The sequence below is a fragment of the Marinisporobacter balticus genome (assembly GCF_004345705.1).
Lineage (GTDB): Bacteria > Bacillota > Clostridia > Peptostreptococcales > Thermotaleaceae > Marinisporobacter > Marinisporobacter balticus.
Map to the genome: position 1 here is coordinate 16,304 of NZ_SLWV01000023.1, position 18,799 is coordinate 35,102.

General features: G+C 32.0%; 19 protein-coding genes. 14 read left to right on the plus strand and 5 right to left on the minus strand.

Annotated elements, in window-relative coordinates:
* The first annotated feature begins 125 nt into the window (after positions 1–125).
* The 7 genes from EV214_RS13775 (at position 126) to EV214_RS13805 (ending at position 5,889) form a co-directional block, all read left to right on the plus strand.
* The gene (locus EV214_RS13775; RefSeq protein WP_132246765.1) at positions 126–1,067 is read left to right on the plus strand and encodes an NAD-dependent epimerase/dehydratase family protein; all 942 of its coding nucleotides are present in this window, start codon (positions 126–128) and stop codon (positions 1,065–1,067) included.
* A 67-nt stretch (positions 1,068–1,134) separates the two neighbouring features.
* Positions 1,135–1,380: a transcription initiation factor IIE gene (locus tag EV214_RS13780; RefSeq protein ID WP_132246767.1), complete on the plus strand. Its 246-nt coding sequence runs from the start codon at positions 1,135–1,137 to the stop codon at positions 1,378–1,380.
* A 47-nt stretch (positions 1,381–1,427) separates the two neighbouring features.
* The gene (locus EV214_RS13785; RefSeq protein WP_165916376.1) at positions 1,428–2,459 is read left to right on the plus strand and encodes a CotS family spore coat protein; all 1,032 of its coding nucleotides are present in this window, start codon (positions 1,428–1,430) and stop codon (positions 2,457–2,459) included.
* Between the two features lie 15 nt (positions 2,460–2,474).
* Positions 2,475–3,476 (plus strand): CotS family spore coat protein, encoded by a 1,002-nt coding sequence (locus EV214_RS13790; protein WP_132246771.1) that lies wholly within the window; start codon positions 2,475–2,477, stop codon positions 3,474–3,476.
* Between the two features lie 12 nt (positions 3,477–3,488).
* Positions 3,489–4,628 (plus strand): glycosyltransferase family 4 protein, encoded by a 1,140-nt coding sequence (locus EV214_RS13795; protein WP_132246773.1) that lies wholly within the window; start codon positions 3,489–3,491, stop codon positions 4,626–4,628.
* Positions 4,629–4,782: 154 nt separating this feature from the next.
* A complete protein-coding gene (locus tag EV214_RS13800) occupies positions 4,783–5,226 on the plus strand; it encodes a CGGC domain-containing protein (protein ID WP_132246775.1) in 444 nt (147 codons plus the stop codon).
* A gap of 63 nt (positions 5,227–5,289) precedes the next feature.
* The gene (locus tag EV214_RS13805) at positions 5,290–5,889 is read left to right on the plus strand and encodes a YdcF family protein (protein ID WP_132246777.1); all 600 of its coding nucleotides are present in this window, start codon (positions 5,290–5,292) and stop codon (positions 5,887–5,889) included.
* 48 nt (positions 5,890–5,937) lie between these two features.
* On the opposite strand, the gene EV214_RS13810 is transcribed toward EV214_RS13805, so the two are convergent.
* Complete coding sequence (locus tag EV214_RS13810) at positions 5,938–7,242, minus strand: UDP-glucose dehydrogenase family protein (RefSeq protein WP_132246779.1); 1,305 nt, start codon at positions 7,240–7,242, stop codon at positions 5,938–5,940.
* 435 nt (positions 7,243–7,677) lie between these two features.
* On the opposite strand from EV214_RS13810, the gene EV214_RS13815 reads away from it, so the two are divergent.
* From EV214_RS13815 to EV214_RS13825, 3 genes are all read left to right on the plus strand, one after another.
* Positions 7,678–8,784, plus strand: coding sequence for an HD-GYP domain-containing protein (locus tag EV214_RS13815; protein WP_132246781.1), 1,107 nt, complete (start codon positions 7,678–7,680; stop codon positions 8,782–8,784).
* Positions 8,785–8,941: 157 nt separating this feature from the next.
* The gene (locus tag EV214_RS13820) at positions 8,942–9,847 is read left to right on the plus strand and encodes a DMT family transporter (RefSeq protein ID WP_132246783.1); all 906 of its coding nucleotides are present in this window, start codon (positions 8,942–8,944) and stop codon (positions 9,845–9,847) included.
* Between the two features lie 106 nt (positions 9,848–9,953).
* Positions 9,954–11,030, plus strand: a complete 1,077-nt coding sequence (locus tag EV214_RS13825) for a tartrate dehydrogenase (protein ID WP_132246785.1) — start codon at positions 9,954–9,956, stop codon at positions 11,028–11,030.
* 23 nt (positions 11,031–11,053) lie between these two features.
* Here EV214_RS13825 and EV214_RS13830 read toward each other — a convergent pair whose 3' ends face one another.
* Positions 11,054–12,511, minus strand: coding sequence for an aminoacyl-histidine dipeptidase (locus tag EV214_RS13830; protein WP_132246787.1), 1,458 nt, complete (start codon positions 12,509–12,511; stop codon positions 11,054–11,056).
* Between the two features lie 208 nt (positions 12,512–12,719).
* Between EV214_RS13830 and EV214_RS13835 the strand changes: the two genes are divergently transcribed.
* The 4 genes from EV214_RS13835 (at position 12,720) to EV214_RS13850 (ending at position 16,158) form a co-directional block, all read left to right on the plus strand.
* Positions 12,720–13,142 (plus strand): HutP family protein, encoded by a 423-nt coding sequence (locus EV214_RS13835; RefSeq protein ID WP_132246789.1) that lies wholly within the window; start codon positions 12,720–12,722, stop codon positions 13,140–13,142.
* Between the two features lie 340 nt (positions 13,143–13,482).
* A complete protein-coding gene (locus EV214_RS13840) occupies positions 13,483–14,496 on the plus strand; it encodes an ABC transporter substrate-binding protein (protein WP_132246791.1) in 1,014 nt (337 codons plus the stop codon).
* Complete coding sequence (locus EV214_RS13845; protein WP_132246793.1) at positions 14,496–15,389, plus strand: ABC transporter permease; 894 nt, start codon at positions 14,496–14,498, stop codon at positions 15,387–15,389. Before EV214_RS13840 ends, EV214_RS13845 begins: the two co-directional genes overlap by 1 nt.
* On the plus strand, positions 15,364–16,158 hold the full coding sequence (locus tag EV214_RS13850) for an ABC transporter ATP-binding protein (RefSeq protein ID WP_132246795.1): 795 nt from the start codon (positions 15,364–15,366) through the stop codon (positions 16,156–16,158). Before EV214_RS13845 ends, EV214_RS13850 begins: the two co-directional genes overlap by 26 nt.
* A gap of 62 nt (positions 16,159–16,220) precedes the next feature.
* Here the strand turns inward: EV214_RS13850 and yugI are convergent, their stop codons facing one another.
* The 3 genes from yugI to EV214_RS13865 all read right to left on the minus strand — a co-directional run bounded on the left by yugI (position 16,221) and on the right by EV214_RS13865 (position 18,799).
* Positions 16,221–16,631, minus strand: a complete 411-nt coding sequence (gene yugI / locus EV214_RS13855; RefSeq protein ID WP_132246797.1) for a S1 domain-containing post-transcriptional regulator GSP13 — start codon at positions 16,629–16,631, stop codon at positions 16,221–16,223.
* Between the two features lie 468 nt (positions 16,632–17,099).
* Positions 17,100–18,047, minus strand: coding sequence for a hypothetical protein (locus tag EV214_RS13860; protein ID WP_132246799.1), 948 nt, complete (start codon positions 18,045–18,047; stop codon positions 17,100–17,102).
* Positions 18,029–18,799 (minus strand): hypothetical protein, encoded by a 771-nt coding sequence (locus EV214_RS13865; protein ID WP_132246801.1) that lies wholly within the window; start codon positions 18,797–18,799, stop codon positions 18,029–18,031. Before EV214_RS13865 ends, EV214_RS13860 begins: the two co-directional genes overlap by 19 nt.

The window sequence follows — 18,799 nt, forward strand, 5'->3', positions numbered from 1 at the left end:
TTATAATATTCCTCGTAGATTAAGATGTGCTACTATTATGGATAAATTTTCAAATCTTATTTAGGAGTACTTTTAATACACTCAAAATATCCCAATGAATATATTGTTATTAAGGAGATGAGTACATGTCAAAGAAAGCGTTGGTAACAGGATGCGCAGGATTTATAGGATCTCATTTATGCGAGAATTTATTAGATCGAGGATATCAGGTTATAGGGATTGATTGTTTTACAGATTATTATGATAGAAATTTAAAAGTAAAAAACCTGTATGCTTGTATAGGAAATGATGATTTTTTCTTTATTGAAAATGATTTACGAGAAGTAAAACTATATGATTATTTAAAAGATATTGATTTTATTTTTCACCAAGCCGGTCAGCCTGGTGTTCGAGGAAGTTGGGGAAATGAATTTGATGTATATACAAAAAATAATATTCTTGCAACCCAATACCTTTTAGAGCATGTAAAGAACCATCCTATCAAAAAAATGGTTTATGCATCCTCTTCTTCTATTTATGGCAATATAAAAGAGCTCCCTATGAGGGAGGGAGATTTACCAAAACCATTCTCACCATATGGTGTATCAAAGCTAGCAGCAGAAAATTTATGTAATCTCTACCACGAAAACTATGGGGTTCCTGTTATTTCATTGAGATATTTTACAGTTTATGGACCAAGGCAAAGGCCAGAGATGGCTATAAGTTTATTTATTCAAAAGATATTGAAAGGGGAAACGATATCAATCTATGGAGATGGAAATCAAGGAAGAGATTTTACGTATATAGATGATATAGTATGTGCAAATATACTCGTGGCAAAGTCTTCATTAGAGGGAGAGACATTCAATGTAGGCAGTGGGCATCCTATAAAAGTGATAGATTTAATAGGGATTTTAGAAAATATTATAGGAAAAAAAGCAAACATAAAGTTTATAGAAAAGCAAAAAGGAGATGTTCGAGATACTTATGCAGATATTTCAGAAATACAAAATCGGTTAGATTTTAAACCGACTTTTTCTATAGAAGAAGGCTTAAGAAATCAGGTAGAATATATGAAGAATACGTAGATTAAGATATCACATTTATATAAGGAATGAATATACTGTATTGAGTAAAAAAAAGGAGGAATAAATAATGAGATATAGAGAAAAATTTGTAGGAAATGTAGAAGAAATTCATGAACAATTAAAGGAAACTTTTGGTAGATTGGTAAGAGGAACACTTGAAGTAGAAGAAGCAGTTGTAGCATTACCAAAGGACAAAACGCTTGAGTATAAAGTAAAATACGAGGATGGTCCCGAAGGGCAGCTAGCGGTGAAAATAAGTTGGTCTGATCTTGTAGAGGAAGAAGAAGAAGAAGAAGAAGAATTTGAAATATAGTATAAATAGGGGGAGAAATCCTCCTATTATTGTAAGGAGGAAAGATGGTGGAGACTTCTATCATGAACGATTTAAAAACCGTATTAAAAGAATATGATCTAGAAGTATATAGCATAAGAACAGAATCTTATAAGGGGAAAAAGGGTGTATGGTGGGTGCATACGCCAGATGGCTATAAGATTTTAAAAAAGCAAGCTTATGCAGATACAACTTTGAAATTTATCATCTCTGCTATGGAGCACTTGATGAATAATGGGATGCATATGCCCAAAATTATCAAAAACAAAACAGGAGATAAATATGCATTATTAGATAAAACAGCCTATATAGTAAGCGAAGCGATTGATGGCAGAACATTGGATTATAGTACAGATGAAAATATAAAAAGAATTGTTGCAGAACTGGGTAATTTTCATAAAGCATCTGTTGGATTTAAACCACCCCAAAGTTGTAAAGTAAGAACACATTTAGGCAAATGGCCAGAAAAATACAAAAAAGAAGTAGATAAGCTAAAAGGATATTATGATATAGAGCGAAATAATAAAAATCACTCAGCGTTTGGAGAAGAAATATTGCGAGAATTTCCATACTTCTATAAAAGAATGATCGATGCAATGAAAGGATTTGACGGAGAGGATTATCATCAGTGGGTAAAAGAAGTTGAAGAGCTTGGTGGTTTATGTCATCAAGACTTTACAGCTGGAAATCTTCTTTTTACAGATAAAGATGAAATATATGTATTAGATCCAGATTCAATTACCATTGATATACCCCTTAGAGATATTCGAAAAATTTTAAATAAAATTATGAAAAGGAAGAAGAAATGGGATTTAGCATTAGTAAAAGATATTTTAAAATGGTATCAAATAAAAAATCCTTTAAAGAAAGAGCAATGGCGGGTTTTAAATCCAACACTAACATATCCGCATCTATTTGCAGGAATTATGGGCAAATATTATGAAAAAAGAGAAAAGACTTGGACAGAAAAAAAATATTTAAGTCGATTAAAAGAGATGATTCAAATGGATAAATCACAAGAAATAATTATTGAAAACTTTGATGAAATTCTCCCTTTATAAAAGGAGGTAAAATAAGTGAAAGACAATACAGAATTGAAACAATTGGCAAAAAACGTATTAGGAAATTATGATATTGTTCCAAATGAGTTAAATATTATTCAAGATAGTGGACTAAAGACATTATGGAAGTTTACCTATAATCATCAAGTACAATGTCTAAAAAGACTAAAACATACAAAGGATAAAGCGATGTTCACAGTAAATGCCCAAATTTATATTTATGAGCAGGGTGGAAAGGTACCAAAAATCTATTTAAATAACACAAAAGAACCTATTACAGAATATAACGATCAATTGTTTGTATTATATGAATGGATTGATTCAAAAGATTTGTACTTTGATAACAGTTCTGATTTATGTAGCGCATTAGAAGGGTTATCAAAATTTCATGTAACTTCAAAAGGATATGTGCCACCGCAAGAGGCAAAGATATCTTCTAAACTAGGTAGATGGAATGAGCAATACGAATCTATGAAAAATAGAATGTTAAAGTGGAAAAATGAAGCTCAATTAAAACCACAAAATAAATCCTATGCGAGTTATCTAAAATATATTGATCCTATTATCAAAATAGCAGATAAGGCAATAAATGATTTAGATAAATCTGCTTACTATTCTTTAACAAATGTAGATCAAAAAGAGGCCCCTCTATGTCATCAGGATTTTGGGACAGGAAATGTAATTCTTTCAGGAGAGGATGTATATATAATCGATTTAGATGGGGTAACATATGATTTGGTTGGGCGTGATCTGAGAAAAATCATAGGCAAACGGATGGAAAAGCAAGGAAAATGGGATAGAGAGACCATAAAAAACATATTAAAATGTTATGAAAAAGGAAATAGATTGACACAGCATGAAAAAGAGATTCTGAAAATAGATTTATTATTTCCGCACTGGTTTTTTGCAAAAGTAAAGAATTTATTTAAAAAGAACAAACACGTAAATCCGGGTGAAATAGCGAAAATAGCCCAACTAGAAAAGAGTAAAGTAGATATTTTAAGGGGCTTATTTTAGAGGAGGATTGTTGTGAAGATCGCACTTATTTGTACAGAAAAACTTCCCGTTCCGCCTATATTAGGAGGCGCGATTCAAATATATATTGATGCTTTATTACCTATTTTATCAAAGTATCATGAAATCACGTTGTTTAGTTTGCATAATAGCAAATTGAAAAATAAAGAGAAAAAAGGAAAGGTAAGATATATTCGTGTATCAGGAAAAACAGGGGATCAATATATTAACAACATTAAAAAGGAAATTTCAAAAGAAAAGTTTGACTTAATCCATGTATTTAATAGACCCCTTTGGGTACTTAGAATCAATGATGTAGCAGAGGGGAGACCTATAAGTCTTAGCCTTCATAATGAAATGTTTGCACCTAAAAAAATTGATCAAGAGAGAGGAATAAAGTGTATAGAACGTGTAAGCTTTATTAGCACGGTTAGTAAATTTATTGCAGATGATGTAGTGAACATGTATCCTTGTGCAAAAGATAAAATATATCCTGTTTATTCTGCAGTGGATTTAAATACATTAAAACCGTTTTGGCATGAAGATGTAAAGCAAGATCGAGAAGATATGAAAAAGAAATATGGATTAGAAAATCATAAAGTAATCATTAATGTAGGTCGTTTATCTAAGAAAAAAGGTACCCATATTGTATTAAAAGCCATGGAAAAAGTGATGAACCATTATCCGAATACGGCACTTATTCTTGTAGGAAGCAAGTGGTATGGAAGCAATGCAACAGATATTTATGTAAAAAAAGTACAGGAATTTTCAAAAAAATTAAAAGGTCCTGTGATCTTCACTGGATTTTTACCCCCTGCTGAAATACCCAAATATTATAACATAGGAGATATATTCATATGTGCCTCCCAATGGACAGAACCCCTAGCCCGTGTTCATTATGAAGCTATGGCAGCAGGGCTACCTATTATTACTACTGATAGAGGTGGAAATGCGGAAGTTATTGAGGAAAATGTTAATGGAATAGCGATCAAAGAATATGATAATCCAGATGTAATGGAAGAAAAAATCGTTCACCTTTTAGAAAATGAAGATGTTGCGCTAAACATGGGAAAAATGGGACGAAAATTTGCAGAAGAAAGATACCATTGGAAGCGCGTAGCTGATGATTTATTACGTCTTTTTGAAAGTATATAAAGGAATCTGGAGGTACTGAGGTTTAAAGCTTCGGTATCTTTTTAATTATTTTGAAATTATAGATTTTAAAGTATGTGAATTTTTTATTTTTTTATAAAAATTGAATAATATCCCATAATCGTATAAAATAGTAATTAGTAAAGGGGGGGTTAGAATGAAAAAAATTGGTATTATCATCTGTGGTCGTTATCAAAACTGTGGTGGGGGAAAATGTTTACGCGCATTAAAAGAACATACTGGAGGTTTTTCAGTATATCCAAAAGAAGAAGAATTAGAACTTGTAGGATATTCATATTGTGGTGGATGTCCCGGTGGGAATATTGAATATGTACCACAAGAAATGATAAAAAATGGTGCGGAGGTAATTCATTTAGCAACGGGTATGGTTGTTGGATATCCTCCCTGTCCAAGAATAAACCACTTTAAGGAGTTTATTGAAAATCATTATAATACACCTGTTGTAGTTGGAACCCATCCAATTCCAATGAAATATTATAATACACATAAAAATTTATCATTTTGGAATAAAATGAATATGGGTTCTATCGTAAAGCATCTGATGGAAGAAGATGAAAGTATGATGAAAGCATACGATTAAGAGCAATTCTTTAAATGGTACATAGAATCGTTGGCTTTTAAAAACGAAAAAGGTAGGATAATAATGAAGAAACAAATAGAGAAACTGATAAAATCTAAGATGGTGAAAACCATATTTTATATATGGTTTCTATCATTTTTCATGATAGAAGGGTTAATCATATTCAATGGAAATTTAGAGCACAACCAAGAAACAGAGTATGTGGTCGTATTAGGAGCAGGATTAAAGGGAGAAAGATTATCATTAACTTTATTAGATCGAATGAGCAAGTGCTTAGAATATATGAATGATCATCCAGATGTGAAAGTAGTAGTAAGTGGAGGACAAGGTAGAGGAGAAGATATAGCTGAAGCTGAAGCGATGAAAAGATTTTTAATAAAAAGAGGAATAAGAGAGAATAGAGTTGTGAAAGAGGACCAATCAACCAGTACATTAGAAAATATTAAATTTACAAAAGAGAAGTTAAAAAAAATAGAAAAAAGAGAAATACATGAAATTATTATCATCACAAATCGGTTTCATTTGTTTCGGGCAAAGCTATTAGCGAAGAGGAATGGAATCGTTGCATATGGTGTACCTAGTAAAACGAGGGTATATTTAATGCCTAAATATTATTTCAGAGAATATTTTGCAGTGATCAAATCAGTTATTTTAGATCGATAGCCATGTGGAAAAATAAAAATTTTTATAAAAGAAAGAGCTAGGGAAACCCTAGCTTTTCAAAGATCCATTTCCTACGCTATAATAAATGATACGATTTTCCTTTACTTTTTCTAATTTAAATATATTTCTTCCATCAATAATCATTGGAACTTGCATTTTTTCTTTAAGGAGCGTCAAGTTTAGGTTGTAAAATTCTTGCCAATCTGTGCATATAATGGCACAGATTGAATTTGTAAGACTATCATATACGTTACTGCAATATTTTATATGAGGAAATATTTTTTTTACTTCATCTGAAGCAATTGGATCATAGGTTTGTACAGTAACTCCTCTTTTTATGAGTTCATGGATGATATAAAGGGAAGGGGATTCACGAATATCATCTGTGTTTGCTTTAAAGGTAAGACCTAAAACAGATATAGTTTTGCCTTTTATATCACCATAGTGATCTAATAAGATATGAATTGGTAATATTCTTTGATCTTCATTTACGGCTACTGCACTTTTTACGATTTTAAGATCACACCCATGGGTTTTAGCTATTTTTATCAAAGCTTTTGTATCCTTTGGAAAACATGATCCGCCAAAGCCAATACCAGCTTTTAAAAATTGTGGAGAGATTCTTTTGTCTAACCCCAACGCATAAGATATCGTATCAATATCTGCGCCTACTTTATTGCAAAGATTTGCAATTTCATTGATAAAAGAAATTTTGGTTGATAGAAATGCATTTGAAGCATATTTTATCAACTCAGCAGTTTCAGGAGTTGTAAAGATCATTTCTATATGAAAAGGTGCATATAACTTTTCTAGTATTTCTTTTAATTTTTGAGAATCAGAACCGATGACGATTTTATCCCCATGAAGAAAATCAAATATTGCTTTTCCTTCTCTTAAAAATTCGGGATTAGAAACTACATCAAAATTTTTTTCGGAGACACCTTTTTGTACAAGCAATTCTTTTATATATTTCTGCGTACCTACAGGGACGGTACTTTTATTTATGATTATTTTATAGTCATGAATAAATTTAGAAAGTTGGCAGATGACTTCGTTTATTTGTGTCATATCTACACCACCATCATCATTAGGAGGTGTTCCTACTGCAATAAAAAGAATATCTGATTGGTTTACAGTTTCTTGTAGATCATTTGTAAAAACGATATTTTTATTATCTAGACATTCGTGCAATAAGCTTTCTAAATCTTCTTCAAATATTGTGGGTACTCCTTTATTTAATTGATTAATTTTTTTTATATCATTATCCATGCAAATTACATGGTTTTCCATATGTGCAAATGCTAGAGATGTAATTAATCCTACATAGCCAGCACCGACAACACCTATATGCATATGATCACCTTCTTAAACTTTTTATGAGATTGCTTATTTAAAGATAATTTAAAATTAAGTTTACGAATCTTGTTCATTATTTGGTTATTCCTTTAAAAGGATAGAATGCTAATCGTTACAATGTTTTAAAGTGGAAGAAAAACACTTATGAAATTAAATGAAAATTTATAGATACTAATATATTATATGGAAAAAGTCAGTATGAGTGATAGGTTGCAATTTAATGATATAAAAAAATTAACTATTTGATTTTTTAGACATATTTTGATAAATTAAATATTAGTTATTGAAATACCCAATTAAGGGGGAGATTATATGAGACGAACTCCAATAAGTGAGGTAAAAGAAGGTGTTTTTTTAGGGCAAACTTTATTAGCCAAAGGGATAAAGCTTACTGAATAAGAAAGTTTATAATATATAGGGAGGGGGCACTGTATGAGATTAGTGCCAATCGATGCAGTAAAAGAAGGGGCATTTTTAGCCCAAACAATATACAACGAAAAAGGACAAATTTTATTATCAAAAGGTGTAAAAATAAATGAACGGTTAAAAGCGAAAGTAAGAGAACAAGGTTTTTGTTCTATTTATATAATCGATGAATATAGTCAAGGAGAATTAGATGATATTATAAAGCCACAAGTAAGGCAAAAGGCTGTTGCTACGATAAGAGGGGCATTAAATGTATTTGCCGATATAGACAATGATCATTTAAATACTTTTCAAAAGAAAAAACTTGAAAAAGAAAGTGAACAGCAATTACAAAGTATGCAGGAAGTAGCAAAACTGATTGTTGATGATGTATTTACACAAAAAGAGATTATGATTAATCTTGTTGATATCAAAAGTGCAGATAATTATACCTATAATCATAGTGTGAATACGGGAATTTTGGCTTTGATTCTAGGCATTGGTTATGGGTTAAATAAAAATGATCTTTATGATTTGACAATGGGAACAATTCTTCATGATGCAGGAAAAATGTTTATACCGAAGGAAATATTAAATGAAAAGGGGAAGTTAGATCCTGATAAGTATAAAATTATAAAAGAGCATACAACCAGAGGATTTAACTATTTAAAAGATAATACAAATATAAATGGAAAGATTAGACTTATTTCATTACAGCATCATGAAAAAATTGATGGGACAGGGTATCCCTATGGGATACAGGATACACAGATTTATAGTTTAGCTAAAATAGCAGCCATTGCAGATGTGTATGATGCCTTGACTTCAGACAGACCTTATAGAAAGGCGCTACCGCCAAATGAGGCTATAGAATATATCATGGGTTCAGGAGGGCGACATTTTGATATGGATTTGGTGAAAGTTTTTATAAAAAAAGTAAATCCATATCCAGTAGGAACGATGGTATACTTAAGCAATAATAGTATCGCAATCGTAGAAGCGATTAATAATCTATATACATTAAGACCCATTGTGAAAGTCCTTAAACAAGAGGGGAAAATTGTGGAACCTTTTTTGTGTGACTTAAAAAAAGAAAATAATATTGTAATAGCAGGCATCTGCTATGAATTATAATATGGGAGGTAGTACTAGAGCCTTTATTATAAAGTGGGGCTATCTCTATTATCATGCCATAAACAAAGAACTTGACTTGTAAATAAGTTCATGAGACGATGAATCTGGAAAATACTTTAAATAACAAATTATGAAATAAATTGGAGGAGGGGAAGAAATGAGTACAGTGGCAAAAGGGATAAATAAAAGAAGGGGGTTATATGCAGATCTTTCATTACTTTTGGTAGCCATTATTTGGGGTGGTGGATTTATTGTAACGAAGGATATATTAGATATACTTACACCCTTTTATATGAATGCTTTGCGTTTTACGGTAGCCTCTGTTACTTTGGCAATTATATTTTGGAAAAAAACAATAAAAATAACAAAGAAGGATTTAAAATATGGATCGATTGTAGGTATGTTTCTTTGGATCGCATTTATTACACAAACAATAGGACTTCAGTATACAACCGTTAGTAAATCAGCTTTCTTAACAGGAACAAATGTGGTGATTGTACCGTTTCTGGTATGGATGGTTACCAAAAAATGTCCGGATCTTTATGGAATGCTTGGCGCTTTTTTTAGTGTTATAGGAATTGGGTTACTTACGTATCAAGGAGGATTAAATATTGAAATAGGAGATGCGCTTACACTTGTTTGTGCAATATTTTTTGCAGCACACATTACTTCTGTAGGGCATTTTGCAGAGAATGTAGATCCTATTATTCTTGCCATTATACAGATGGGTGTAACAGGAATACTTAGTTTAATGGGTGCGTTCATTTTTGAGACGACACCCCAATTTACAGGAAATGTAGTTGATTTAACTAGTTCACTTAGTTATATGACGTTTGTATCTACGATGGGTGCGTTCTTCATTCAAAATGTAGCACAAAAATATACAGTATCTACGCATGCAGCGATTATCTTATCATTAGAATCTGTATTTGGTACCCTGTTTGGGGTGATGCTTATGGGAGACATTTTAAATGGAACGATGATCATAGGTTGTGTGCTGATATTTTGTGCGATTATCATTGCAGAAACAAAACTTAGCTTCTTGTTTCCTAAAAAAGAATAACAAAAATGATTATCATAAATTTATTGTATTAAATGGATAAAAAAGATATAGTAGAATAATAAACTTTTCAGAAAATAGTGTTAGATACTATGAGGAGGAAAATAGGATGAAAAACTACAAAATAGCAGTGATTCCAGGGGATGGAATAGGGATAGAAGTCATGAATGAAGGGATAAAAGTATTAAACACCTTATCTAAATTAAATAAGGATATTGCATTTAACTTTGATTGGTATGATTGGGGTTGTGAATATTATTTAAAACATGGAAAAATGATGGATGAAGATGGACTAGAGAAGCTTAAAAAATATGATGCAATATTGCTTGGTGCAGTAGGATTTCCTGGTGTTCCTGATCATATTTCTCTTCGTGATCTACTATTAAAAATAAGACAAGGTTTTAATCAATATATCAATCTAAGACCGATTAAGCTTTTAACCGCACAAGATTGCCCTTTGAAAAATAAGAAAGTAGAAGACATAGATATGGTTTTTGTTAGAGAAAATACAGAAGGAGAATATGCTGGTGTAGGAGGGTTTCAAAGAGAAGGAACGAAGGACGAAGTAGCACTACAAACGAGTGTATTTACAAGAAAAACGACAGAAAAGGTAATGGAATATGCTTTTCAATTAGCAAAGAGTAGAAAAAAATTAAATAAAGTTACGAGTGTAACAAAATCTAATGCACTAAACTATAGTATGGTTTTTTGGGATAGAATATTTAAGGAAAAATCAAATGTATATACTGATATAAAAACAGAATCGTTTCATGTGGATGCGACATCTATGTATATGCTTCAGCGTCCAGAAAGCTTTGATGTGGTAGTTGCATCTAACCTTTTCGGAGATATTCTTACAGACTTAGGGGCAACCCTTCAAGGAGGACTTGGATTTGCTGCTGGAGCAAATATAAACCCTGAGAGAGAATATCCATCTATGTTTGAGCCTGTACATGGTTCAGCACCTGAAATTGCAGGGAAGGGACTTGCAAATCCTATTGCAATGATATGGACTGCAAAAATGATGTTAGATTTCTTAGGGCATGAAGATCTAGGAGAAAGAATCATGAAGAGTATTGTTGAAGCTTTAAATAACAGAGAAAAATTAACACCCGATTTAGGTGGAAGTGGGACCACAAATGAAGTTGGAGATAGAATTTGTAAGATAATAGAAAATATAGGATAAGGCTTTTCCTTATCCTATATTTTCTATTTTATTTCTTTTAAAACAGCTAATAGATATTCCCAAGTTCTTTGGGTAGATGAGATACTTAAATGCTCATTAGGTGTATGTACATCAAACATATTTGGCCCTAAGGAAACCATATCTAAATCATTATTTTTTTCTTTAAATAGTCCACATTCAAGACCTCCATGTGTGGCTGAGATTTGAGGAGTTTCACCGTATTTTTCTTGATATACTTTTTCAAATAGTGGGCGCAATTTAGAGTCGGGGTCATATGACCATTCTGGATAATCTGCGCTTTCGATTAGTTCACAATCTAATAGATTGGCAATCACTTTTGCTTGATTTAATATCGTGTATTTTAAACTTTTCACAGAACTTCTGATAGAACTATTGAAGGTTATTTCCGTATCTTTTGTTGTGACAATGGCTAAGTTTGTTGAGCTCTCTACTAAATTTTTGATTTCCATACTCATACTTTGCACCCCATGTGGAAGCAATACCAATAATGCAATGACTTTTTTCATCGTTTCTTTTGAAAATACTTTTGAAGAAGCTGTTTCTGATTTTTCAAGTTTTACTGTTACATTTTTATCTGAAGCTCTAAGTTCATTTTTAAAAATAGTATCCCACGCATTTATTTTTTCTTCTAATGTTACAGTATCATTAGGATCAATAGAAATAATGGCATCTGTTTCTCTAGGAATTGCGTTAGTTTTTGATCCACCGTTGATTGCTTTTATGGAATAATCAAAGGTATTCGATAAATCATTTAAAATTCTTCCCATTAATTTATTTGAATTTCCTCTACCCTTATCAATCTCCATACCAGAGTGACCGCCCAAAAGCCCACTAATATTTATGGTATAGGAAATATGACTTTTATCTACGTCTTCCCAAATGAGAGGAAGCACTTGTGTTGTTCGAATACCACCTGCACAGCTTACTAAAAGTTGACCCTCTTCTTCTGAATCAATATTGATTAAAAATTTCCCTTGAAGATGTTTTGGATCTAATGCAAAAGCACCACGTAGACCTGTTTCTTCTTCTACTGTAATTAAAACCTCAAGAGGAGGATGTGGAATATTATCAGATGTAAGTAATGCGAGTCCGTAAGCTATAGCAATACCATCATCAGCCCCAAGGGTTGTATCTGTAGCATAGATCATGTCATCGAGTATTCTTAGTTTAAGAGGATCTTTTTCAAAATCATGTACTGTATCCTTGTTTTTTTCACATACCATATCCATGTGACCTTGAATAATAACGGTAGGTGCATTTTCATATCCAATCGTTGCTGGTTTTTTAATCATTACATTTAGCACATTATCTTGAATAACCTCTAGATGGTGATTTTTGGCAAAATCAACTAAATAATCACTGATTGCTTTTTCGTTTCCAGAACCTCTGGGAATGTTAGACATTTCTTCGAAATATTTAAAAACAGATATCGGGTTTAAATTGCCTAAAACATTACACATAAAAAATCATCCTTTCTTGGTATTTTATTGTTATACTAACATGATTATATCATTGCGCTAAAAAAATGTAAAATTATAGAAGAAATTCTAGGGAAATTATATTTATAATTATTTTCGGTTGCATTTTAACTTTATACTGACAAAGCGATATTAGAAATATATAATGAATTTAGCATGAGATTTTGTAAGAAAACGAGGAGGTTCAAAAATGAAGTTTGATAGTTTGGATATTGCAAGGGCGTCTATTGAAATTGCGATTTCTTCTTCAAGAAGTGAAGAGGATAAAAAAGTAAAGAGTTTTAGAGATCAAGGGATCAAAACTGTAGCGGTTGATATTGGAGGAAATTTAATTGATTCTATTCCAAAGATCATTGAAAGGGCGATTATTTCAGCAAGAAGGACGGGTGTTGTGAAAGAATCCCATGTACATGATGGCGCTGTAGCCGGAGCAGCGAGAGAAGCAATAATGCAGGTTGCAGAGAAAGCAAGTGGATTAAATGCAGGTGGAAAGATCGGAATCGCAAGATACGAAGAACATTTAAGTGTGACGATCTTTATGAGTATTGGATTACTACATTTAAATGAAGTGGTTATTGGACTTGCCCACCGATCTATTCCGGATTGGACGTAGAGAAAAGTTCATTATAGAAACGTTCCTATTATTTAAGAATCGCATAAAAATTTTAAATAGGATTGACAGAATTCATGTATTCACATATAATAAGATAAAATTTTGTTAGTAGTTAGTAGTTAGTAGTTAGTAGTTAGTAGTTAGTAGTTAGTAGTTAGTAGGGAACATGTAGGTTAGATAAGAGAAGAAAAACAAGTAGGATGGTAGTTTGGTAGGAGATATGGGTGCATGAAATCCTTTTTGAAAAGGGTTTGTTTTAGTACGTATGATACTCTCTTATAGGGAGTTTTTTTATTTTTAAAAACATAATCACAATACAAAAAATTAGGAGGATGGTAGCATGGTAGGGAAAAAAGCATTGAAAAAAGTTTTATTATTGATGGTAGGTTTATTATTATTGATAGGTTGTGCACAAGAATCAGTTCCTGTAAAAGCTGAAAAAGGAAATGAAGAAAAAGTAATAAAATTAGGGATTACACAAATTGTAGAGCATCCAGCACTAGATGCAGCACGAAAAGGATTCATTGATGCGTTAGAATCAGAAGGACTTAAAGATGGAGAAAAGGTAGTAATTGATTTTCAAAATGCACAAGGGGATATGCCAACAGCACAAACTATTGCACAAAACTTTGTATCGCAAGAAAAAGATATGATACTAGCCATTGCAACACCAACAGCACAAGCAGCTTTTAATGCGACAAAGGAAATTCCGATTATCATAACAGCTGTAACAGACCCGAAAGAAGCAGGACTTGTAGAGTCTTGGGAGATGTCAGGAACAAATGTTACTGGAACAAGTGACTTGGCACCTGTAAAGAAACAATTTGAATTATTAAAAAAATTAGTTCCAAATGGAAAAAAAGTTGGAATCATCTATAATACAAGTGAAATCAATTCTGAAATTCAAATTACTCGTGCAAAAAAAATAGCATCTGAATTTGGATTAGAGATTATAACAACTGGTGTAACAAATGTAAATGAAGTTCCTCAAGTATTGAATGAACTCATTGGTAAGATAGATGTTTTATATACACCGACAGATAATCTAGTAGCTTCATCAATGCCTTTGATTGCGGCAGAGTGCATGGAAAAACAAATTCCGGTCATAGGAGCAGAAAAAGCACATATAGAAGGTGGCGCTTTGGCTACAGAAGGAATTGATTACTACAAATTAGGATTTCAAACAGGATTAACAGCAGTAAAGGTTATAAATGGAAAAAATCCTAAAGATATGTCTATTGAGACCTTAAAAGAAACGCAATTGGTTATTAATACAGATACGTTAAAGGCATTAAATATAGTATTACCGAACGACTTAAAAGAAAAGGCAGAATGGGTAGGAGGAGAAAAATAATGGACTTTTGGTTAAATATCCTAGAACAAGGACTGATATTTGGGGTAATGGTTCTAGGTGTATATATTACTTATAAAATATTAGATTTTCCGGATCTTTCAGTAGACGGCAGTTTCCCATTGGGAGCTGCGGTTACTGCTAGCTGTTTGATTTTAGGAATAGGGCCATTCATTGCAACAATATTTGCCTTTGGAGCAGGTTTACTTGCAGGAGGCGTCACAGGATTTTTACATGTAAAATTTAAAATAACAAATCTTCTATCAGGAATATTAGTCATGATTGGTCTATACTCCATAAATTTAAGAATCATGGGAAAAGCAAATGTGCCTTTATTCAATCAAGAAACTATTTTTAGTAACGGTTTAAAACCAATTATGATTATTGCTGTATTTGCAATTCTTGTGAAATTTGCATTAGACTTTTTTCTGAAAACAAAATTTGGATTTATCATAAAAGCTACAGGGGATAATCCCCAACTGGTTACTTCTTTAGGAATAGATATAGGAAACATTAAGATTATAGCACTTATGATTTCTAATGGACTTGTAGCGTTATCAGGTTCTTTGGTAGCGCAATATCAAAGATTTTCAGATGTGGGCATGGGAACAGGTATGATTGTTATGGGTCTTGCATCCATTATATTTGGAGAAGCAATTTTTAAGAGAGTTTCACTGGTTGTTCCTACCACAATGGCTTTGTTTGGCTCTGTTTTATATAAGACTAGTACAGCTTTTGCACTAAAACTTGGGTTTCCTCCCACGGATTTAAAATTAATTACAGCTATTATTGTTATTGCTGCTTTAGCGGTTAACCAAGGGAAAAATCCTTTTAAAGGAAAAAAAATATTTTCTATGGGGGGTGATCCTATTGTTACGAATTCGAAATCTGTGTAAAACCTTTCATCCGAATACAGTAAACCAAAAAACGGTTTTTAATAAATTTTCATTAGATGTAGAACAAGGAGATTTTATTACGATCATTGGTAGTAATGGTGCAGGAAAATCTACACTTTTAAATATTATATCGGGTTGTATCGAAGTGGATGAAGGTTCTATAAGGCTTAAGAATAAAGATATATCCAATGAGCCAGAATTTAAACGTACAAGGGATATTGGGAGAGTGTTTCAAGATCCATCTATGGGAACTTCTCCATCTATGAACATTATAGAGAATTTGTCTATGGCAATGAATAAAGGGAAAAAATTCGATTTATCCATGGGTGCTTCGAAAAAGGATATCCCATTGTTTGAAAAATTGGTTTCTAAGATTCATTTAGGATTAGAAAATCAACTAGATACAAAGGTGGGACTTTTATCAGGAGGGCAGAGACAATCATTATCACTACTGATGGCTACAGCTTCAAATCCCCATATCCTTCTTTTAGATGAGCATACGGCAGCTTTAGACCCAAAAACTTCTGAAAGAATTATTGATCTTACACAAAAAATCGTTTCAGAAAGAAAAATAACAACGCTTATGGTTACCCATAACTTAAATCAGGCGATCAGTCTTGGAAATAGACTTTTAATGATGCATGGAGGAAAAATCGTATTGGATATCAAAGGAGAAGAAAAGAAAAGCTTAACCATTGAAAAACTTCTTGGATGCTTTGAAAAAATACAATCAGATGATTTATTGAGTGATCGCTTGCTGTTTTCTTAAAAATAGCATGCGAATTTTTATTGAATGAAAAAGAGCTAACCAAAACAGGTTAACTCTTTTTATTATTGATTCTTTTCAGATTGCTCTAACCAAACTTTTAATTTGTCTTCAAGAGAATTAAAACTTTGGTTGTTTTGTGGATCTTGATAATTATTCACTGTAGCCTTTTTTGATTTTGGACGACGAGGACGTTCAGCGCGAGGTTTATCTTGTTCTTGAGTTTCAGGAACTGGTTGTGTTGCACGAATAGAAAGTGAAATTTTTCCAGAGGCTTCATCAATAGATAAGATTTTTACCTTTACTTCAGCTCCAACAGAAAGATGTTCATTGATGTCTTTCACGAAACCATGAGCGATCTGTGAAATATGCACTAATCCTTCTTTTCCTTCCTCCAATGCTACAAAAGCGCCGAAAGGTTTAATGGCAGTTACTTTTCCTACCACGATAGTTCCAACTTCTAAATTATTTGACATAAGCACACTCCTAATATTATTTTCTTATAATACATAGAAAATTATATATCACTAGTAATTAGGGATCATTTATAATTTCCGTCATGTATTTCAAAAAAGCCAACCTTAAAAGATATTTAAGACAGACTTTTTTATTTTCTTATCTAGTATACCACAATAGGATAAAAAAACAAGGAAATAGCCTTTAAGTTGTCAATAAAAATTTAGGTTCAACATCAAGTTTTGTGATAACAGCCTAAAATAGGTTTTGTCAATATATTTTTTTATGGTAATTTATAGAATTTATTTGATGGAAACATTGATTTTAAGCCATTAATCAAAATATATTTGGAAATAATTACATTGTTGTTTTTTGTTGACTAACTTTTATTTTTCTAAAATCATAAAATTCGACGTTGAATCTAAAAAAATAAGAATAAAGATAAAAAGAATGACGCTATCGATAAAATATAGATAGCGTCATTCTTTTTATAAGAAGCCATTCACTGTTATATTATCCGTATTGAGGATGTGAATTTTATATTTACCGTTTCCCTGAATAAAATTTCCATTTATAGGGTAAGAGGATGCTGTATTAGATTGTGTAGCTTCTTCTGAATCTGAAGTTTCTTTAATATTTGCAGTTTTATCTATAACCCATGCTATGTTTCCTTTTAAATGGTTCTTATTTTCAACAGAAGTATTGATGCGTATATCAGCATTTTCACTTAAACGAATTTCTGTATTGTGAAATCCATCTATGACCCAATCGTTATTCAATGTATCTATTGCGAGCTTTAAATTTTCTCCATTGGTAATCTCTACTTTTTTAGCACTAGGAATAATAAGGGTATACTCTCTTAAATAACCATGATCTGAGGAAAATCGATTTAAGGAGATATAAAGGGTATTACCTGATTGATGTGTAACCATATTTTTTGAATTTAGAAGCTTTTCTGCTGTTTCTTTTGTATCAGATGTAATTTGTGCAGTACCATATGCAGTAATTTTATTTTCTTCATTTGTGCGTATTGTTAAATGATTAAAATTTGCTGCATCGATGATGATTTTTTGAATGTTATCGTTGAAAGTAAATTCTTCAACAGGGGTTTTTAAAACAAAGTCTTGAGAAGAAATCATTTTATCAAGCTTTGAAACTAGATCTAATTGAATCAATCCATAAACACTTAAATGAAATATAAGGATAATACATATGATGAAAATACTAAATAAATCATATTTTATTTTTACATTTTCATCTTTCGCTTTATAACAATACCATAAAATTTCTCCACCTAATAAAAATAATATAAGGGGCCATCCTTTTAATACGATGTCTAAAACGGGCTGTTTATTGAGTTGGGTAATGAGCATTATAACCCCACAAATAATTAATAAAACAGCCATAGATAAGGTTCCTACTCTTCTTCTTTCCATATGGTATCCTCCTTTGCGTTGTCTTTTTTACTTCCTATTAATAGCTTTACGCCACTACCAATCAAAATAATGGCTACAATAGAAGTTTGAACATAGCGTTGAATTTCCCAGGGAATTAAAGGATAAACAATCCTTTCTAATATGACAAAATCGCCTAGTACAATCAATCCCCACCCAATCCATTTGTGCTTGATTTTTGGTAAAGGGAATATAAATTCTTCATCACAAGGACTTTCTTCATCAACCAAATGGAAAACATCAAAAAAACTGTAAAACCAAATAACAGGCAGTATAAATAAAAATAAGCTTATGCCTAACCATCCCATGAAGAAAACAGTAAAGAAAAATATACTCATAGAAGTCAAACCTTTTTTTTGAAGCCCAATATACATATGCCCAGCACCAGGAATGATAGAAAGAATCATGGCAATCGTTTTTCGATTAGATTTTTCCATAGATACTTGTTTTTGCGGGATGACCCCTTCTATCGATTGTGAATGATTTTGGTATAGCTTTTCCCTTAAAGAAAAAGCATCAATTAATGCAATGAGCCAAATAATAGGTAATGCAAACACCAAGATAATCATAGGGTCATCATCGCTAACGATGAAGCATATTCCTCCAGTACCAACAATTGCTCCAAAGAATGATAAAAGAAATATGATTGCCCGATCTCTAAGGCCTAAGTATAGATGGCTCAGCCCTGGAATACAAGACAGTAGTATCATTGTAAATCTACTTTTTTTATTCAC

Coding starts and splice junctions, on each gene's coding strand:
- EV214_RS13840 (WP_132246791.1), top strand. CDS start 13,483: ATGGTAGGGAAAAAAGCATTGAAAAAAGTTTTATTATTGATGGTAGGT.
- EV214_RS13800 (WP_132246775.1), top strand. CDS start 4,783: ATGAAAAAAATTGGTATTATCATCTGTGGTCGTTATCAAAACTGTGGT.
- EV214_RS13835 (WP_132246789.1), top strand. CDS start 12,720: ATGAAGTTTGATAGTTTGGATATTGCAAGGGCGTCTATTGAAATTGCG.
- EV214_RS13825 (WP_132246785.1), top strand. CDS start 9,954: ATGAAAAACTACAAAATAGCAGTGATTCCAGGGGATGGAATAGGGATA.
- EV214_RS13820 (WP_132246783.1), top strand. CDS start 8,942: ATGAGTACAGTGGCAAAAGGGATAAATAAAAGAAGGGGGTTATATGCA.
- EV214_RS13815 (WP_132246781.1), top strand. CDS start 7,678: ATGAGATTAGTGCCAATCGATGCAGTAAAAGAAGGGGCATTTTTAGCC.
- EV214_RS13810 (WP_132246779.1), bottom strand. CDS start 7,242: ATGCATATAGGTGTTGTCGGTGCTGGCTATGTAGGATTAATTACATCT.
- EV214_RS13830 (WP_132246787.1), bottom strand. CDS start 12,511: ATGTGTAATGTTTTAGGCAATTTAAACCCGATATCTGTTTTTAAATAT.
- EV214_RS13860 (WP_132246799.1), bottom strand. CDS start 18,047: ATGGAAAGAAGAAGAGTAGGAACCTTATCTATGGCTGTTTTATTAATT.
- yugI (WP_132246797.1), bottom strand. CDS start 16,631: ATGTCAAATAATTTAGAAGTTGGAACTATCGTGGTAGGAAAAGTAACT.
- EV214_RS13775 (WP_132246765.1), top strand. CDS start 126: ATGTCAAAGAAAGCGTTGGTAACAGGATGCGCAGGATTTATAGGATCT.
- EV214_RS13780 (WP_132246767.1), top strand. CDS start 1,135: ATGAGATATAGAGAAAAATTTGTAGGAAATGTAGAAGAAATTCATGAA.
- EV214_RS13845 (WP_132246793.1), top strand. CDS start 14,496: ATGGACTTTTGGTTAAATATCCTAGAACAAGGACTGATATTTGGGGTA.
- EV214_RS13805 (WP_132246777.1), top strand. CDS start 5,290: ATGAAGAAACAAATAGAGAAACTGATAAAATCTAAGATGGTGAAAACC.